This window comes from Frankia sp. CgMI4 (assembly GCF_001756285.1).
Taxonomy (GTDB): Bacteria; Actinomycetota; Actinomycetes; order Frankiales; family Frankiaceae; genus Frankia; species Frankia casuarinae.
In genome coordinates, this window is record NZ_MAQZ01000081.1 from 63437 (window position 1) to 80560 (window position 17124).

Genomic DNA, 17124 nt, shown 5'->3' on the forward strand with positions numbered 1-17124 from the left:
GTCTCCCTCGGTTCGAAGATTCGTTGATTTCGTGTAGAGATTTCCTGTTAGCGCCTCGTCGCCGACGGGTGAAAGGTCGGGTAAATGATGTGAGGGTCAGGATGGTGATAGGCCGTACAGGAACGGAGTACCGCTTTCCTTTTCGTCGCGGTCTCCGCCGGTCGATCTAGGTCTGATCGACCGGGTTGTCGGTGGTCGGCTGCGGAGCCGGTGCTGCCGGTGCTGCCGGTGTGGGTAGGGACGCGGGGGGAGCGCCGGTGATCGGACCGCTCTCGGTCCTCGTCGCCGCCGCCGGTTCGCCTCCCGTGGCCTTCGATCGCCTGGTGCGGCCCGGGGCGGTCCCCGGGGACGGCTTACCCGTACCGTCCGACGAGGCCGACCGCGCCGCGGTGGTGGTGCCGCCCCGGGATGTCGCCGACGCCTGTCGGGCGGATCTCCGTTTCGTCGTCGGCTCCGCGAAGGTCGCTCCCGCGGTGGCGGCCGGACCCCGTGCGGATGCCGAATCACCGATGGCGGCCGGACCCGCGGTCGGGGCGGCGGGCTCGCCGGGGACGAACCCGCGCGGCCCGGCCTCGGCGTCGCTGTCCGGGTGGCCGCGGCCGGCCCGCGCCGCGATGGCGTTCTCCCGGCAGAACGCCTCGTAGATGTCGAGCACGACCTGCTTCTGTCGTTCGGACAGGGATTCGTCCGCCAGCACGGCAGCCATGACGTTCTCTTCGCCCTGCCGTTCCTCCAGAATTCCGGCCTGCACGTAGAGCACTTCGGCGGAGATGCGGAGCGCCTTCGCGATCTGCTGAAGAATCTCCGCGGACGGCCGCCGGAGGCCTCGCTCGATCTGACTGAGGTAAGGGTTGCTCACCCCGGCCTGCTTGGCGAGTTGACGAAGGGAGATCTGTGCGCTGTGCCGCTGATCGCGGATGAAATCGCCGAGATCGCRCACATTCAGGGCCGCCACCGGGTCGAACGCCTCCTTCGCCGGAGGGCGAGGCGGGTTGCCGCGCCCATGGCGGGYGCCCCGCCATCCGTGAACCTCGGCATACGGCTGGACCCCGCGGCCGAGGACTCCGCGGACTCCTCGGACTCCGCGGACGACCGTCCGCCGAGAGCCCGCCGTCCGTGGACGCTGCGATTCAGGGGAGGCCATGCTGCCTCGGCAAGCTCCGGTCGGCACGGAAACGAGTGCGCCGCCACAACACATCACCAACGCAGTCGACGATACGTCGGGTTGCTAACTCTGGCAAGCGGTCAGTTAGCGCCCTTTGGACGTGTCCGCCCCGAGGTGCACCACCTGGTACTCCGCGGACCTTCGCCCCTTCGACCACGGCGGATGCCGCAGTTCCCCGTTTTCGGGTCCATACGAAGCGCCCGCGCCTGCCGGCGCGGCTCAGTCGTTGTGGGACTGTCCCTCGGCTTGGGCCAGCCAGGCCCGCTGGGCGGCGAGGGCGGACTCGGTGTCGGCGATCTCCTTGGTGCGTCCGGCGGCCTGGGCCCGGGCCAGCTTCGCCTCCAATTTCGCGACGGATTCCCGCAGCTTCGTCACGAATGGTGAGGAAGCGAGGGAGCGCTGGGCCCAGCGGGCGTCGGAGGCCTCGCGCAGCTTGTCGCCGATGGCCGCCATCTGCCGCTCCAGGGAGCCCGCGACCTCCCGGGGGACCCGTCCGATCTCGTCCCAGCGGTCCTGGATCTCCCGGAGACGACGCAGCGAGCGGTCGGTATCGGCCGGATCCAACGCCGTCGCCTCGGCCAGCAGTTTCTCCTTCYTGACCTGGTTTTCGCGCAACTCGGCGTCGCGCTCGGCATTGGCCTCGTTGCGGYGGGTGAAGAAGGCGTCCTGCGCCGCACGGAAGCGGTTCCACAACGCGTCGTCGATATCCTTTGCCGCGCGACCGGCGGCCTTCCAGTCGGCGAGCAACGCCCGGTAGCGGGCGGCCGTGCCGGCCCAGTCGGTGGAGTCGGACAGCGCCTCCGCCTCGGCGATGATCGCCTCCTTCCGTTCCCTCGAACGGGCCCGCTGCGTGTCGAGGGCGGCGAAGTGCGCGGTCCGGCGGCGGGTGAACTCGTCCCGGGCCGTGGCGATGCGCCGCCACAGCGCCGAGTCGGTGCGCTTGTCCAACGAGCCGGCGGCGCGGAACTCCTCGGCGAGCGCGCGGAACCGCTCCCCGGCGGTCTTCCACTCCGAGCTGCGGCCGAGCCGTTCGGCCTCGGCGACCAGCTGCTCCTTGGCCGCGGCGATCCGGCCGGCCCGCTCGGCCCGCTCGGCAGCGAGCGCGGAGCGATGTTCCTCAGTGGCGGCGACCACGGCCTCCAGCCGCGTGCGCAGCGCATCCAGATCACCGACGACCGCGGCCTCGTCGAGGGAATCGAGCAGCCGCCGTGCGCTGCCGACGATCCCGGCCGGATCGACCCCGCTGACCGTCAGCCGCCGCTCGAGCAGCTCGACCTCGGCGGACAGATCGTCGAAGCGGCGCTCGAAGTGGGCCAGACCCTCACGGAGACTGCCGGCCCGCCATGATCCGACGGCACGTTCGCCGCTGGCCGTGCGAACGAAGACCGTGCCGTCATCGGCGACACGCCCCCAGGCGGAGGCGTGGTCGGGCTCGCTGCGGTCGCTCATGGTGTTCCCGAAGATCGACTGACGTTTCCTGTCATTCTTGCAGGCGTTGGCCGTTGAGGGGACAGCCGCCACGGATCGGTCACCACGATTCGCCGTCGACCGGGTGCGGCGCGTGGGCCGTGGGGGTCGATCCGAGTCGTTGGCGGTGCCGCCTGGGCCGTTGGCGGTGGCGCGGGGGATGTGGACGGACCGGACGGCACGTGCAGGCACCGGCTGCTMCTCCGCGGGAGCCACCCCCGTACCGGCATCCCGGCACAGGTGGGGCCAGGATGCATAACTGTGACGCGTGAGGCGGGTGATAGCCGGGCGGGCTGGCGAGCCGGGGTGTTGTTGCTGCCGGCGTTCGTGGGACTCGGTGTTTTCGTCATCGGGCCCGCATTGGTGTCGGCGTTCATCGCGGGCACGGACAAGACCCTGACGGGACCGCGTTTCGACTGGGTCGGCACGGCGAACCTGCGTACCGCTCTCTCCGACGCGGACCTGGCCGGCGCCGTGCGCAACACGCTGCTGTACTGCGCCCTCACGGTGGTACCCGCGATCGCGATCGGGCTGGCGCTCGCGCTGGCCGCCGAACGGGTGACCCATGGCCGGGCGCTGGTGCGATGTGCGCTGTTTCTTCCGGTCAGTGCGAATATTGTGGCCATGGCGGTCGTGTTTGCCTACATGTTCGACAGCAGCCCCGACGGTCTCGCGAACACCGTCGTCGGGCTGTTCGGGGTGGCTCCGGTCGACTGGCTCGGCGACACCTCGACCGCGTTGCCGGTGGTGGCCCTCGTCGGTGGTTGGCGGCTGACGAGCTTCGTCTTCGTCGTCTATCTCGCCGGGCTGACGGCGATCCCGAGATCGGTGTACGAGGCGGCGGACGTGGACGGCATCCACGGATTCGCCCGGCTGCGTCACATCACCCTGCCGCTGCTCGCCCCGACGACGATCTTCCTGGGGATGTTCGTCACCATTCTGACCCTGCAGACCTTCGAAACGGTCGCGGTGCTCACGAAAGGTGGCCCCCTGGACTCCAGCACGACGATCATTTACTACATTTACGAGGTCGGATTCACTGGATCGTTCCGCATCGGATATGCCTCGATGATCGCCCTGATGCTGTTTGTCGTGATCGTGGCACTGGKTGCCGCTGGTGGGCTGCTCGGGCGCCGCATCCGACGCACCCGGGAGGCCGCCGCGTGAGCGTCGACACCTCCAGTCCGGCGTCCGGGCCGACGCCCCGTGGCCACGCCGTGCGGCGAGCCTCGCGTCGGCGGGCCCCGCAACCGGGATCGGCGCCGGCGCGGATCCCGGCATCGCGGCGCGGTCGCCGCCGGTCACCGACCGGACCGACGATCGGGCGTCTCGTCCTGCTCACGATCGGCATCGTCGCGGCCGTCCTGCCCTTCGTCTGGATGGTGCGGACCGCCGTTGGGCCGCGGCAGACCGCGCTGGCGCTGACGTCGAACCCGATCCCGTCCAGCATCGACCTGAGCTCGTTCGACCGCGCCTGGTACGCCGGTGATCTCGGACCTGCCCTGCTCACGGGGGTGGCGGTGAGCCTGGCGATCCTCGCGTTGCAGCTCGTGACGGCGATCCCGGCCGCCTACGCCTTCGCCTGTCTGCGCTTTCGCGGGCGTACGGCAGCCTTCGCGGTGGTGCTCGCCACCCTGCTGGTGCCGACCCAGATCACCGCCGTGCCGAACTACGTCACCATTTMCGCGCTCGGACTCGCTGACACCCGGGTCGGCCTKGTCCTGYCGTTCATGACACACGCGGCGATGATCTTCATGCTCCGGCAGTACATGAGTACCATCCCGGGGTCGGTCCTGGAAGCCGCGCGGATGGACGGGCTCGGTACCTGGCGGACGCTGTGGACGATCATCGTGCCGCTCGCCGCGCCCGCGATCGCCTCCGTATCGGTGTTCAGCTTCCTGTTGTCGTACAACGAGTACCTGTGGCCGCTGCTGGTCGCGCGGTCGCCGGACATCGCCACCCCGCCGCTGGCGCTCGCGCGCCTGATGACCGACTCCTCCTCCGTCATTCCGGACTTCACMGAGCTCGCCGCGGCCGCGCTGATCATCAGCCTGCCGTCGCTCGTCGTCTTCGTCGCCGCCCAACGCCGTCTCGCCGCCGGAATTACCGGTACGGGTGCCGGTGCCTGAGAGGAAGAACGTGTGATCCGTATTCGCCGAATGCTGCCGCTGCCCGTCGCCGCCGCGATGATCATCCTGACCGCGTGCGGCGGCGGTGGTGACGCGAGCCCGGCAGACCCCGCGGAGAGCCTGCGCCCCACGGCCCGTCCAGCCGACGCCGGCGTCGACAACGTGGCGGGCGCCAAGGCGTCGCCCGCCTGCGTGGCCCAGGTCAAGACGCTGCGGATGTCCGCCGTCGGCACGCTCAACGACGTCGCGAAATCCGGCAAGGCCTATCTGGAGAAGGCGCATCCCGGCCTCACCGTGGACCTCAACACGAGTGCGCCGGACTACACCTCCCTCGTCCAGCAGATCAGCGCCGACCGCTCGGCCGGCCGTTCCGTCGACGTGGCGGTCGCCGGCTTCGACCTGCTCCCGACCTTCGCCCGGGACCTCGGCGCCCAGGAGCTCTCCCCGCGCCTGCTGCGCGCGTCCTACGACCAACGGCTGGTCGGCCTCGGGCAGGTCGCCGGGAAGCAGATCGGCATTCCCCAGCAGGTGTCGTCTCTGGCCCTGGTCTACAACCTCGACGTGCTGCAGAAGGCCGGCGTCGATCCGGCGACGCTGGGCACGACCGACGGGGTGATCGCCGCCGCCGACAAGATCAAGGCTTCGGGTCAGAATATCCAGCCCCTCGACCTGCCGACCGGCCAGCAGTTCGGGCAGTGGATCCTCAACACCCTGGCCAGCTCCAAGGGGACGCCGATCCAGGACGCGAACGGTCGGCCCGCCCTGAACACCCCGGCGGCCCGCGAGGCCGCCGCGTTCCTCGCGAAGGCCGCGAGCTACGGCACGCACTCCGCCGATCCGACCCAGCAGGGCCTGCTGCGGTTCGGCATCCGCCGGCAGACGGCGATGACCGCCGTGACGGTGGCCTCCGTGGCCGGCGGGCTGAAGTTCATCGCGGGGCAGGGGACGAAGGGTTTCCGGGCCGGCGCGGTCCCGTTCCCGACTCTGCCCGGCGGGACCCAGCACCCGGTCGCGGGCGGCAACGCGCTGACGGTCCTGTCCACCGACCRCTGCCAGCGGGAGATGGCGACCGAACTGGTCGTGTCGCTGCTTTCGCCGGACGTCGTGGCCGCGAGCACGGAGGCGTTGAGCTACATCCCGGTGGATACTCAGGCCGTCAGCCAGCTCGGGTCGTTCTACGAGACCTATCCGCAGCTCAAGCCGTTCAACGCGCTCATCCCCTCGCTGGTGAAGGCGCCGGCTTGGAGCGGGGCCCGCGGCGGGGAGGTCCCGAGCGCGATCTCGGACCAGGTGCAGCGCATCCTTAAGGGCGAGGACCCGGTCAGGGCCCTCGCCGCGGCCCAGAGCCAGGCTGTGGAACTCACCCGTTGACCGGCGGACGCCGCGGGAGAGACCGATGACCCGGATCACGGAACCGGCCGACGGACCCGCCGTGGTGACGGCCGCCACCGCGGGGGTGCCGATCGAGATCGACGGGCTGGGCCGGTCGTTCGGCCCGGTCCATGCGCTGCGCGACGTCACGCTGACGGTTGCGCCGGGGGAGATCGTCGCGCTGCTCGGACCGTCCGGCTCGGGCAAGTCGACGCTGCTGCGGATCTGCGCCGGGCTCGAGGAGCCGACGTCGGGTGATCTGCGTTTCGGCGCGGTCAGCCAGCTTGGCGTCGCACCCCACCGCCGGGACGTGTCCATGGTCTTCCAGCATTTCGCGCTCTACCCGCATCTGACGGCGCTGGAGAACCTCACTCTGGCGTTGCGTCACGGCCGCGGCCTGCCGAAGGCCGCGGCGGTGGCCCGGGCCCGTGAGACGCTGGACATGCTCGGCATCGGTGAGCTGGCAGCTCGCCGGCCCGCGAAGATGTCCGGGGGCCAGCGCCAGCGGGTCGCGATCGGCCGGGCACTCGCGACCCGGGCCCGGGTGATCCTGTTGGACGAGCCGATGTCGGGGCTCGACGCCCAGCTCCGGGTCGATCTGCGGGTCGAGATCGTGGGCCTGCTGCGCCGGCTCGGCACCACCGCCCTGTTCGTCACGCACGACCAGGCCGAGGCGATGGCGGTCGGTGACCGGGTCGCGGTGCTCAGCGGCGGCCGGCTGCAGCAGATCGGGACGCCCGACGAGATCTACGACCGGCCCGCCACGCGCTTCGTCGCGGCGTTCATCGGCAGCCCGCCGATGAACGTCCGGGAGGGACGCTGGCATGACGGCCAACTGCACGGGGACGGATTCGCCCTGCCCGCCCCCGCCGGCGCGACGGCATTCGGAGTCCGGCCCGAGCACCTGGTCCTGGTGGCGGCGGCTTCCACTGGATCGGGATCGGTACCGGCGGACGCCGTGGTGGCGCCGGTGGCGCTGGCGTCGGACGCGCTGCGGGTAACCGGTGAGGTCGTGGTGAGCGAGCGGCTCGGGGCGGAGCGGACGGTGTACGTCCGGACCTCCGCCGGGGTGCTCGCCGTCAGGGTCGACGCCGCTGAGGTGCCCGGCGTGGGCATGCGGGTCACCCTGCGCGCACCGCTGTCCACCCTGACCTTCTTCGACGCCGCCGGCGCCCGGATCTGACGCGGCGCGGCCTCGATCCGCCGCAGCCGTCCCCCCTCCCACCCCGCGCGTCCAGTCGGATCGGCGCCGCGTGAATCGCGGAGGGGCCCTCCCCGTGGGCCTGTCCCCGGCTGCCCGACTCGGGAGAATTTCTGACCGGTCGACGTGGTCGCATTCGGTCAAAAAAATATAACACGCTTTTTTCGGACGCTCGGCGGACATGCGTGCAATCAGGGCCCGCCAGTGGTCCGGGAGTGACCTCTGTGCACGCATCGCACCGGAGTCGTCTCTTGGAGCACCAAGATGTCGCGACATAGCGTTAGTAGGTACTCACGGAAGTGCCCCTGGAGATGCGACTGCGAGGAGATCGTCGATGCTGACGGATAACGCTCATGCCTGCACTCATCCGCTTGCGTTCATCCGAGCCCAGCGCGGGTGGTCCTACCAGCGTCTGGCGCGGGTCGTGGCCCGCCGCGCACGTGACCTCGGGGTGGCGAACATGGCCGCCGAGCGGCAGAAGGTCTGGCGCTGGGAGCACCGTGGGGTCGTGCCCGACCGGGTGTCCCAGCTCGCGCTCGCCGCGGAGCTCGGCGTGCCCAACGATCGCCTGGAGTCGCACCCCTGGCCCGCGTGGCTACCGACCGGCGACGCGGTGCGCACCGAGTACCCGTGGACGCCGGGTGGCAGCATAACCTCGATCATGGACGTCGTCGAGGACGCGCTCTCCGACCGCCGCGGCTTCCTGACGATCACTGGGACCGGGGTGGCGGAACTCGCGACGCAGTGGCTCGGCATGGAACCGGCCCGGCTGGCGGCGGCCCTGAACGGGGGACGGGTCGACGACCAGATCGTGAACCGGATCGAGCACAACATCCCCGGGCTACGGGTCATGGATGAGCGGCTCGGTGGGGAGAGCGTGCGCCGGCTGGTCGACGCCGAGCTCGGCGTGGTGGCGGACCTGCTGGCGCGCGGATCCTATACCGAGCACGTGGGCCGTCACCTRCATCTGGTGGCTGCGGAGCTCGCCCGGTTCGCGGGATGGGTCTCGTTCGACGCCGGCTTCCAGACAGCCGCCCAGCGGTACTGGATCACCGCGCTGCATGCCGCGCACGCCGGCGGGGACCGCATGCTCGGTGCGAACGTGCTGAAGAACATGTCCCTGCAATGCGTGGACTTCGCCCGCCCGCGGGAGGCGGTGGATCTGGCCGAGGCCGCCGTGGCCAGCGCCGGGGGGGCGTCCGGTCGCGTCGGCGCCATGCTGCACATGCGGCGGGCCCGTGCCCATGCCGCGCTCGGGGAGGCCAGCGCCTGCGCGCAGGCGCTGGCCTGCTCGGAGGAAGCGATGGTCACCGCGCGGCCTGAGGAGCCCGCCTGGTCGTCCTACTTCGACGAGGCCGAGTACCAGGCGCAGATCGGCAGCTGCTACATCGATCTCGGTCACCTCGCGCAGGCGGACCGGTGGCTGGAACGCTCCCTGGCGATCCAGCCAGACTCCCGGGCCCGGGACCGGGCCACCTACCTGCTTCGGTGGGCCGCGGTCCAGATGGATCTCGGTAACGTCGATCACGGGTGCGAGCTGACCCGCCAGGCCCTGCCGATGCTGGCGGCGACGCGATCCAAGCGCAACGCCCGCCGGGCCGACGAGCTGCGCCGCCGGCTGCGGCGGCACGGCACCGACCCGGCGGTGCGGGAACTCGATCAGATCCTCGCCCGGACTGTCTGAGCCGGCCGGAACCCGAGCCGGCCGGGAATCAGGAACGCAGCCGCCCGGCGGGACGCTTCGGCGCCGTCGTGGCTGGCTCGTCGTCCGGATCGATCGCGGCGGCCAGCGGCGCGCCGTCGGGATCGGCGACGACGAGGGAGGCATCCGTCGGCACGGACCGCTTGATCACCGCCAGGGCGATGGGGCCGAGTTCCTCGTGGACCTCGGAGCTGCCGACAAACCCGACCTCGCGCCCGCCGACCGTGACGGTGGAACGGGGCGCCGCCACCGTGCCGTCGAGATGCAGCAGCACCAGCCGCCGCGGCGGGCGACCGAGGTTGTGCACCCGGGCGACGGTTTCCTGCCCGCGGTAGCAGCCCTTGTCCAGGTGCACGGCGCTCGCCAGCCACCCCACCTCGTGCGGAATGGTGCGATGGTCGGTCTCCCGGCTGAGCCGGGGCCGTCGGGAGGCGATGCGCATGGCGTCGAAGGCGGACAGYCCGGCCAGACCCGCCCCGGCGGCGCGCAGCCGCTCGACGGTGCCGGTCAGGTCGGCCCGGCCGACGAGGAGGTCGACGCCGTGGGGCATCCGCCGGACCAGCGTGCCCGTCCCGGTACGGCCGACCGGGTAGGGACCGGTGATCGGCGCCCCGACCGGGCCGGGTGCCTGTGGTTCGGGCAGGCCCGGGCCGGGCGCGCCGTCACCCGGCCCGCCCAGTGCCGCGGCCGCGACCTGCGCGGCCCTTGGCCCGAGCACGCTGAGCACCGCCGTCACCGCGCCGAGGTCCGCTGGCTCCACTCGGAGCATGAAGCGCATCGACTCCAGGTAGCGCAGCAGGATGCCGCCGGTGCCGGGCTCGACGTCCACCCAGGTGGACGTGCCGTCGTCGGCGAGGACGAGATGGTGTTCGACGTGGCCGTGCGGGGAGAGCACCAGCGCCTCGGTGCCCCGCAGCGCGCCCAGCGCGGACAGATGCTGAGAGGTGATGCTGTGCAGCCAGGAGAGCCGGTCGGGGCCGGAGACGCGCAGCACGTCCCGATGTGATCTGTCGACGACGGCGGCACCGCCGCGCACCGCGCGCTGTTCCCGTAGCGGATCGCCGTAGTGGGCGGCGACCGCGTCGTCTTCGGCAGTGCCGGCCACCGCACCCGGCAGGCCGAGCAACGGGGAGAGCGAGGCGGGCGTCGTGAGGGACCCTGCGGTCATGGGACTCAGTCTAGGTCCCCGTGGCGTGCCTCGGCCGGGTCCGCGCACGGTTCGGCTGTGGCCCCGGGCCCGCGCGGGTGGCCTGGCTGTTCCGACCGGCCGGTGTCAGGAGCGTCCCATCAACGCGCGCGGAAAAGCCGTTGCGATGCGCCCCTGGGTCCGCGTAGCGTCACGGGTACACGAGAAGGGAGGTGGTCCAGGCTTTGTATGCTCATAGGACTCGTGAGGTGGCTGTCCGCTAGCCGGTCTCGTGGTCCTCACCTCTAGCCGGGTGGCCCATGGGCACCGGCACCGGCGAGAACCAGGCAGACACCCGACCCCCGGGCGCCGTCGCAAGTCCCGACGGCCCGCCTCCGCTTCGCGCGGCGGCGGAGCGCCCGGGGGTCGTTCAGTTCCGGATGAATTCCTGTCGTGCCGCCGGATTCCTGTCCTGCCGCCGGGTGACAACCGGTCGCCGGCACGACCGGCCCCGAGCCGGGGAGTCACAGGCAACAACCGGCAATGCTGGCCGAGCGGGCCGCCGAGCGGGCAGGATCTCGGGTATGCCGACGCTCGTCCTGCTCCGCCACGGTGAGAGCATTTGGAACCGCGAAAACCTGTTCACCGGCTGGGTGGACGTTGATCTTTCCGAGAAGGGTGCCAAGGAGGCCACTCGCGGGGGTGAGCTGCTGCGGGAGTCCGGCGTCCTGCCGGACGTGGTGCACACGTCCCTGCTGACCAGGGCGATCCGCACCGCCTGGCTGGCGCTGGATGCCGCCGGGCGCACCTGGGTTCCGGTTCGCCGCACCTGGCGGCTCAACGAGCGGCACTACGGCGGCCTGCAGGGCCTGAACAAGGCGGAGACGCTGGAGAAGTTCGGCGCGGAGCAGTTCCAGCTCTGGCGTCGCTCCTATGACACGCCGCCGCCGGAGATCGGTCCGGAGCAGGTCAGCGGGGTGGACGAGCGCTATGACGACCTTGCCCCCGACGTCATCCCGCGGACCGAGTGCCTCGCCGACGTCGTTGCCCGGATGCTGCCCTACTGGTACGACGCGATCGTGCCGGACCTGCGGACCGGCCGTACCGTCCTGGTGGCGGCGCATGGCAACTCGCTGCGCGCCCTGGTGAAGCATCTCGATCACATCAGCGACACCGACATCGCCGGGCTCAACATCCCCACCGGCATCCCGCTGCGCTACGAGCTGGACGACCAGCTGGGTGTGGTGAGCTCGGGGTACCTCGACCCCGACGCCGCGGCGCTCGCCGCGGCCGCCGTCGCCGCGCAGGGCACCAAGAAGTAGTCAGAAAAGCAATCAAGAAGATAGTCGAGGCTAAAAATAGTCGGGACTATAATCATATAGTCCCGACTGAGTCATATAGTCCCGACCGGCCCGTGCCATCATCGCGGGCCATCACGGGCAGCCGCCGTAGCGCCGGCGGGATGCACGCGGGGAACCGTCGGGCCGTGCGTGGGGGCCACGCCCGCGCGAGACCGGGGGCGGATCTCCCCGGGTGCCCTCACGCGCCGCTGGAATCCCCGGTGACCAGGTAGAGCACCCGGCGGGCGACCGAGACCGCATGGTCGGCGTACCGCTCGTAGTAGCGGCCGCAGAGAGTGATGTCGATCGCCGCCTCCATCCCGTGCGGCCAGGGCTTCTCGATCAGTATGTGGAACAGGGCGCGGTGCAGCCCGTCCATCGCGTCGTCGTCGGCCTCCAGCTGCTTGGCGAGGTCGGTGTCCCGGCTGGCGATCACCGATCCGGCCTTCGCGACGATGCGCTGCGCGACCTGCCCCATCTCCAGCAGGGTCGCCCGGAGCTCCGGCGGGACCGCCCGGCCCGGGTAGCGCCGGCGGGCGACCTTCGCCACGTGCAGGGCGAGGTCGCCCATCCGCTCCAGGTCGGCGACGATCCGCAGCGTGGCCACCATCATCCTCAGATCGGTGGCGACCGGGGCCTGGCGGGCCATCACGTCGAAGGCCCGCTCCTCGATCTCGTTGCGCAGCAGGTCGACCGTCTCGTCTCCGCTGATGACGTTCTCGGCGAGTTGGAGATCGGCGTCGAGGAGAGCGGTGGTGGCCCGGGCCATGGCCGAGGCGACCAGGTTGGTCATCTCGATCAGGGACCGGTTGATGCTGTCGAGTTCGTCGGTGAAGGCGTCCCGCACGGACGGCTCCTTCTCATTCGGTGGGGGATCGAGGGGTCAGAGATCCTGAGGGATTGATTCGATCATGGTGCTTCTGGGTACTTGCGTCGCTCCGGTTCTGACGATGATGCGGACCTCTCGCTCTCTGGTGAACATTGACGATGGGTCTGATGAACAGCTAGCGACGATCGGCGGTGGAGGCTTGCAGAGCAATACCTAGGTGGCATGCGGACACCTAGCATKCGGCGAGTGGGTGACAGGTCGGCGGATGCCATGACAACCGGTACACACCGCATCCGCGGCTCGTGCAGGTCGGCAGGCCRTACAGGGTGAGCGGACGATGGTGGACGATGACAGCGGTGCCTGGAACAGCCGGTTCGACGACTGACCTGACTACTGGTTCGGCGTCCGGCGGSGACACCGGCGGCATGACCTTGCCGGCAAGGCTCGTGCGTCGGGTGATCGCCGRCCTGCCGACCGGTCTGCTCGTCCTCGACGCCGCGGACCGGGTGGTCCTGGTGAACATGGTCGCGCGACGTATGGGTGTGGTCGCCGCCGACGAGATCGCGGTGGCGGAGCTGGCCGATCTCGTCCGGGCCACCCGGCTCGCGGGCAGTGACCAGGAGCGGCAGCTTGAGCTGCCGCCCGTCCCCGAGCCCCCCCTCACCCGTCCCCGACCGGACCAGGAGGGGCTGGCGGTGCGTGCCCGGGCCCGGCTGCTGGACTCGTCCGGTCATGTCGCCGTCATCGTGGATGACATTACCGAGTCGCGTCGGGTCGAGGCCGTCCGTCGGGACTTCGTGGCGAACATCAGCCACGAGCTCAAGACGCCGGTCGGTGCGTTGCACGTCCTCGCCGAAGCGGTCGCCGCGGCCTGCGAGGACCCGGTGGCAGTCCGCCGGTTCGCCTCCCGGATGACCCACGAATCGACCCGGCTCGCCCGTCTTGTTCAGGAGATCATCGATCTCTCCCGGCTGCAGGGCGCCGATCCGCTGCCCAACCTGYGGCCGATGCGGGCGTCCGCGGTGCTCACCGAGGCGGTCGACCGCACCCGGCTGGCAGCGCAGGCCCAGGCGATCTCGGTTGCGGTGATCGGCGACGGTGACCTGCCGGTGTGTGGGGATGAGGGCCAGCTCGTGACCGCCGTCGCGAACCTGCTCGACAATGCGATCAGCTACTCGCCGCGTGGCACCCGGGTTGTGCTCGGGGTTCGGCGCAGCGGTGAGACYGTGGAGATCTCCGTCGCCGACGAGGGCATCGGGATCGCGGAGAAGGACCTGGAACGGGTCTTCGAACGCTTCTATCGGGCGGATCCGGCGCGATCCCGCGCGACCGGTGGGACCGGCCTGGGGCTCGCCATCGTCAAGCACATCGCGACCAATCACGGCGGCGTGGTCTCTGTGTGGAGCGCCGAGGGCGCGGGTTCCACCTTCACGCTCCGGTTGCCGCTGTTCACCGGCGACGATGACGATGCGATGACGGACGGCTCGGACGAAACCCGCGAGGATGACGGGGTGGATGGCTTCGACGTCGTCGGGGCCGATGCCGACGCCCGCGGTCGGGGCGATGGTGAACATCATGGCGATGGTGAACATCATGGCGATGATGAACTCGGTGGCGGTTCGTGAACGGTGAACGGTATCGGTCATGACCGGTAGACGCGGCGGGTCCACCCGTCCCATCGACGGTAACAGGAAGCGGTCCGGGTCGGCCGGTCCGTCCAACGTAACAAGGGGAGCGAACAGGTGACCCGGCTGCTCGTGGTCGAGGACGAGGAGTCCTTCTCCGACGCGTTGTCGTTCATGTTGGAACGGGAGGGCTTCGAGGTGGGGGTCGTCGCCGACGGCCCCAGCGCGTTGGCCGAGTTCGATCGGCGGGGGGCTGATCTTGTCCTGCTGGACCTCATGCTGCCGGGGCTGTCGGGCACGGAAGTGTGCCGAACCTTGCGAACCCGTTCCACTGTGCCGATCATCATGCTGACCGCTCGGGACAGCGAGATCGACAAGGTGCTCGGGCTGGAACTCGGAGCGGACGACTACGTCACGAAGCCGTTCTCCGCCCGGGAGCTGGTGGCGCGGATCCGCGCGGTGCTGCGGCGGCGGTCGGAGAACGAGGAGGTGGGGGACGCGACGTTGGAGGCCGGCCCGGTCCGGATGGACGTTGAGCGCCATGTCGTCACCGTCGACGGGACCACGGTCACCCTGCCGCTCAAGGAGTTCGAGCTGTTGGAGATGTTCCTGCGCAACGCGGGCCGGGTGCTGACCCGGGGCCAACTGATCGACCGGGTCTGGGGGTCGGACTACGTCGGCGACACCAAGACCCTGGATGTCCACGTCAAACGACTGCGGACAAAGATTGAGCACGAACCCGGCAACCCGCGGCACCTGGTGACCGTCCGGGGACTGGGATACAAGTTCGAGCCGTGACCCCGGCGGTCGCGGCCGGAGGGAACGGTGAAGAGGTGYTCGGTGGCGTGCGTCCGGGTGCGTGGTTTCCGAAGATCGTGGCGCAGCCCGACGCCGCCGTCGCCCCGGGACGGCAGGCGGCCGTGGTGAGTCCGCTCCCGGCGGGTCCACATCCCGGTCCAATGCGTCTCGGTGTGATCGACATCGGCTCGAACACCGTCCACCTGCTTGTCGTGGACGCGCACCGGGGCGGCCAGCCGCAGCCGGCCGCCAGCGTGCGCGTGCCGTTGCGGCTGGTGGAACTRCTCGACGCGGACGGGGCGCTGGACGCCGCTGGAGAGCGCGCCCTGACCTCCTGCGTCCTGGACATGCGCCAGCAGGCCGACGCGCTCGGGGTCCACGATCTGGCGGCCTTCGCCACGTCGGCGTTGCGGGACGCCACCAACGGAGAGGCGGTCCTGCGCCGGGTGGGCGAGGCCACCGGGGTCTCCATCGGCGTCCTGCCCGGGGAGGAGGAGGCCAGGTTGACCTTCCTCGCCGTCCGCCGGTGGTTCGGCTGGAGCGCCGGCCGGTTGCTGGCGTTGGACATCGGCGGTGGTTCCCTGGAGATCGGCGCCGGCATGCACGAGGACCCCGAGGTGGTCGCATCCCTGCCGCTTGGCGCGAGCCGGCTGACCCGGGACTGGCTGGCCCCGAGCGACCCGCCCAAGCGGTCCGAGCTCAGCGAGCTGCGCCGTTACGTCCGGTCCCAGATCGCGCCGATCGTGGGCACCATCTATCCCCTGGGGGAGCACACGAGGGCGGTGGCGACGTCGAAGACCTTCCGGTCGYTGGCTCGGATCGCCGGTGCGGAGTCCTACAGCCGCGGTCCCTATACCCGCAGGGTGCTGCGCCGGGACGACCTCGTGGAGGTGACGGCCAAGGTGTGCCGGATGTCGGTCGAGGAGCGCGCGGCRCTGCCGGGCGTCTCCGCCTCCCGGGCGGCCCAGTTGGTCGCGGKGGCGGTCGTCGCGGACGAGGCTCTCGATCTGTTCGCCATCGACGAGGTGGAGATTTGCCCCTGGGCCCTGCGCGAAGGGGTGATCCTGCGCCGCCTGGACTGGCTCACCTCATCCTGACGCCGGAGCGATGAACTCCCTTCACCTGGCAGAGGGTGAGATGAACCTTGCAGAAAGTGTTCTTGATGCGCGTAATTGCCCGATGTGGCCGTTGTCACGGGCGATATGAAGGTTCCGACCGTCATCCCGCGGATGTCTGTGCGGGCGGGGCCGCGGAGATGGCCTAGCCTGGGAGATGAGGTCGGTCGTGACGGCCAACCCCCGGCTCGCGCGGCAGGGAGACGGATTGCAGGCATGGCGTGACGACGCGCGGTCGGTGTCGCCGACCGCGATGGCTCCCGCCCCGATCTCGTCCGGTGGGGTCGCGGGCGGTTCGGGGCCCGGTGGTGGCGGTAGCTCCTCGCTCATTGTCCCGCGCGGAGCGCCCGAGCTGGCCACGACCGCTCCGGGTGCCCGCGTGGCGCTCTCAACGGCCTCGACCTATCCCGAGTCCACCGCCTCGGCCTTCGAGATGGCGGCGCGGCYGGGGTATGACGGGGTCGAGATCATGGTCTGGACCGATCCGGTTAGCCAGGATCCGCAGGCGCTGAAGCGGCTGATGGACTATCACGGCATCCCGATTCTGGCCATTCATGCGCCGTGCCTGCTGCTCACCCAGCGGGTCTGGGGTACGGATCCATGGGCGAAGCTGGTGCGGGCCCGTACCGTAGCCGAGACGCTCGGCGCGTCGACGGTCGTCGTCCACCCGCCGTTTCGCTGGCAGCGAGACTATGCCCGCGAGTTCGTGACGGGCATCGAGCGGATGGCCGGCGAGACYGACATCCGCTTCGCGGTGGAGAACATGTTCCCGCTGCGGGCGCGGGGGCGGGAGGTCTCCGCCTATGCCCCGGACTGGTCCCCGGTCGAAGACGACTACGCGCATGTCACCCTCGACCTGTCGCACACGAGTGTGTCCCGCTCGGACCCGCTCGAGATGGCCGAGCTTCTCGGCGAGCGGCTGGTCCACGTGCACATGGCCGATGGTCTGGGCTCGGCCAAGGACGAACATCTCGTCCCCGGTCGTGGCACGCAGCCCTGTGCGGAGCTGCTTGAACTGCTGGCCGCCGGCGGTTTCGACGGCACCGTGGTGGTCGAGATCAATACCAGGTGGGCCGAGTCGCGTGCCCAGCGCGAGGCCGAGCTCGCCGAGGCGCTGGCGTTCACCCGTCTGCACTTCGCCGCACCGTCCGCCGCAGGACTCCGATCCACCTACGGCTGATCCACCTACGGCTGATCCGCATCCGGGTCCACCGCCGGCTGACCCACCTCCGGGGCTGACACCGTTCCCGTGGCTC

Annotated in this window: 14 protein-coding genes; 10 read left to right on the forward strand and 4 right to left on the reverse strand. The window is 70.5% G+C overall.

Translation table 11 applies throughout. The annotated features are described in order from the left end of the window. Positions 1–166 precede the first annotated feature (166 nt). Positions 167–955 carry a helix-turn-helix transcriptional regulator gene (locus tag Manayef4_RS14280; protein ID WP_070131918.1) on the reverse strand — a complete coding sequence of 263 codons (789 nt, stop codon included), beginning with the start codon at positions 953–955 and terminating at the stop codon, positions 167–169. 429 nt (positions 956–1384) lie between these two features. Continuing rightward, entirely contained in the window at positions 1385–2614 is a 1230-nt protein-coding gene (locus Manayef4_RS14285) for a DUF349 domain-containing protein (RefSeq protein WP_254665656.1), read from the reverse strand. 279 nt (positions 2615–2893) lie between these two features. Between Manayef4_RS14285 and Manayef4_RS14290 the strand changes: the two genes are divergently transcribed. The 5 genes from Manayef4_RS14290 (at position 2894) to Manayef4_RS14310 (ending at position 9017) form a co-directional block, all read left to right on the forward strand. Next, positions 2894–3799: a sugar ABC transporter permease gene (locus Manayef4_RS14290; protein ID WP_070131919.1), complete on the forward strand. Its 906-nt coding sequence runs from the start codon at positions 2894–2896 to the stop codon at positions 3797–3799. After that, on the forward strand, positions 3796–4761 hold the full coding sequence (locus Manayef4_RS14295) for a carbohydrate ABC transporter permease (RefSeq protein ID WP_083282464.1): 966 nt from the start codon (positions 3796–3798) through the stop codon (positions 4759–4761). The genes Manayef4_RS14290 and Manayef4_RS14295 overlap by 4 nt, the downstream gene beginning before the upstream one ends. Before the next feature lie 12 nt (positions 4762–4773). Further along, entirely contained in the window at positions 4774–6132 is a 1359-nt protein-coding gene (locus Manayef4_RS14300) for an extracellular solute-binding protein (protein ID WP_070131920.1), read from the forward strand. A 25-nt stretch (positions 6133–6157) separates the two neighbouring features. After that, positions 6158–7315 carry an ABC transporter ATP-binding protein gene (locus Manayef4_RS14305; protein WP_011434928.1) on the forward strand — a complete coding sequence of 386 codons (1158 nt, stop codon included), beginning with the start codon at positions 6158–6160 and terminating at the stop codon, positions 7313–7315. Positions 7316–7667: 352 nt separating this feature from the next. Further along, the gene (locus Manayef4_RS14310) at positions 7668–9017 is read left to right on the forward strand and encodes a transcriptional regulator (protein ID WP_011434929.1); all 1350 of its coding nucleotides are present in this window, start codon (positions 7668–7670) and stop codon (positions 9015–9017) included. 28 nt (positions 9018–9045) lie between these two features. Here the strand turns inward: Manayef4_RS14310 and Manayef4_RS14315 are convergent, their stop codons facing one another. After that, entirely contained in the window at positions 9046–10203 is a 1158-nt protein-coding gene (locus Manayef4_RS14315) for a folate-binding protein YgfZ (RefSeq protein ID WP_011434930.1), read from the reverse strand. Positions 10204–10745: 542 nt separating this feature from the next. Here Manayef4_RS14315 and Manayef4_RS14320 point away from each other — a divergent pair. Further along, positions 10746–11483 carry a phosphoglyceromutase gene (locus Manayef4_RS14320; RefSeq protein WP_023839828.1) on the forward strand — a complete coding sequence of 246 codons (738 nt, stop codon included), beginning with the start codon at positions 10746–10748 and terminating at the stop codon, positions 11481–11483. A gap of 217 nt (positions 11484–11700) precedes the next feature. Here Manayef4_RS14320 and phoU read toward each other — a convergent pair whose 3' ends face one another. Beyond that, on the reverse strand, positions 11701–12348 hold the full coding sequence (gene phoU, locus Manayef4_RS14325) for a phosphate signaling complex protein PhoU (protein ID WP_011434932.1): 648 nt from the start codon (positions 12346–12348) through the stop codon (positions 11701–11703). A gap of 407 nt (positions 12349–12755) precedes the next feature. On the opposite strand from phoU, the gene Manayef4_RS14330 reads away from it, so the two are divergent. The 4 genes from Manayef4_RS14330 (at position 12756) to Manayef4_RS14345 (ending at position 17048) form a co-directional block, all read left to right on the forward strand. Continuing rightward, positions 12756–13955, forward strand: a complete 1200-nt coding sequence (locus Manayef4_RS14330; protein ID WP_254665657.1) for an ATP-binding protein — start codon at positions 12756–12758, stop codon at positions 13953–13955. Positions 13956–14072: 117 nt separating this feature from the next. Then, complete coding sequence (locus tag Manayef4_RS14335; RefSeq protein WP_011434934.1) at positions 14073–14753, forward strand: response regulator transcription factor; 681 nt, start codon at positions 14073–14075, stop codon at positions 14751–14753. Between the two features lie 47 nt (positions 14754–14800). Next, on the forward strand, positions 14801–15850 hold the full coding sequence (locus tag Manayef4_RS14340; protein WP_254665658.1) for a Ppx/GppA phosphatase family protein: 1050 nt from the start codon (positions 14801–14803) through the stop codon (positions 15848–15850). A 271-nt stretch (positions 15851–16121) separates the two neighbouring features. Continuing rightward, positions 16122–17048: a sugar phosphate isomerase/epimerase gene (locus Manayef4_RS14345; protein WP_139140098.1), complete on the forward strand. Its 927-nt coding sequence runs from the start codon at positions 16122–16124 to the stop codon at positions 17046–17048. The last annotated feature ends 76 nt before the right edge of the window (positions 17049–17124 follow it).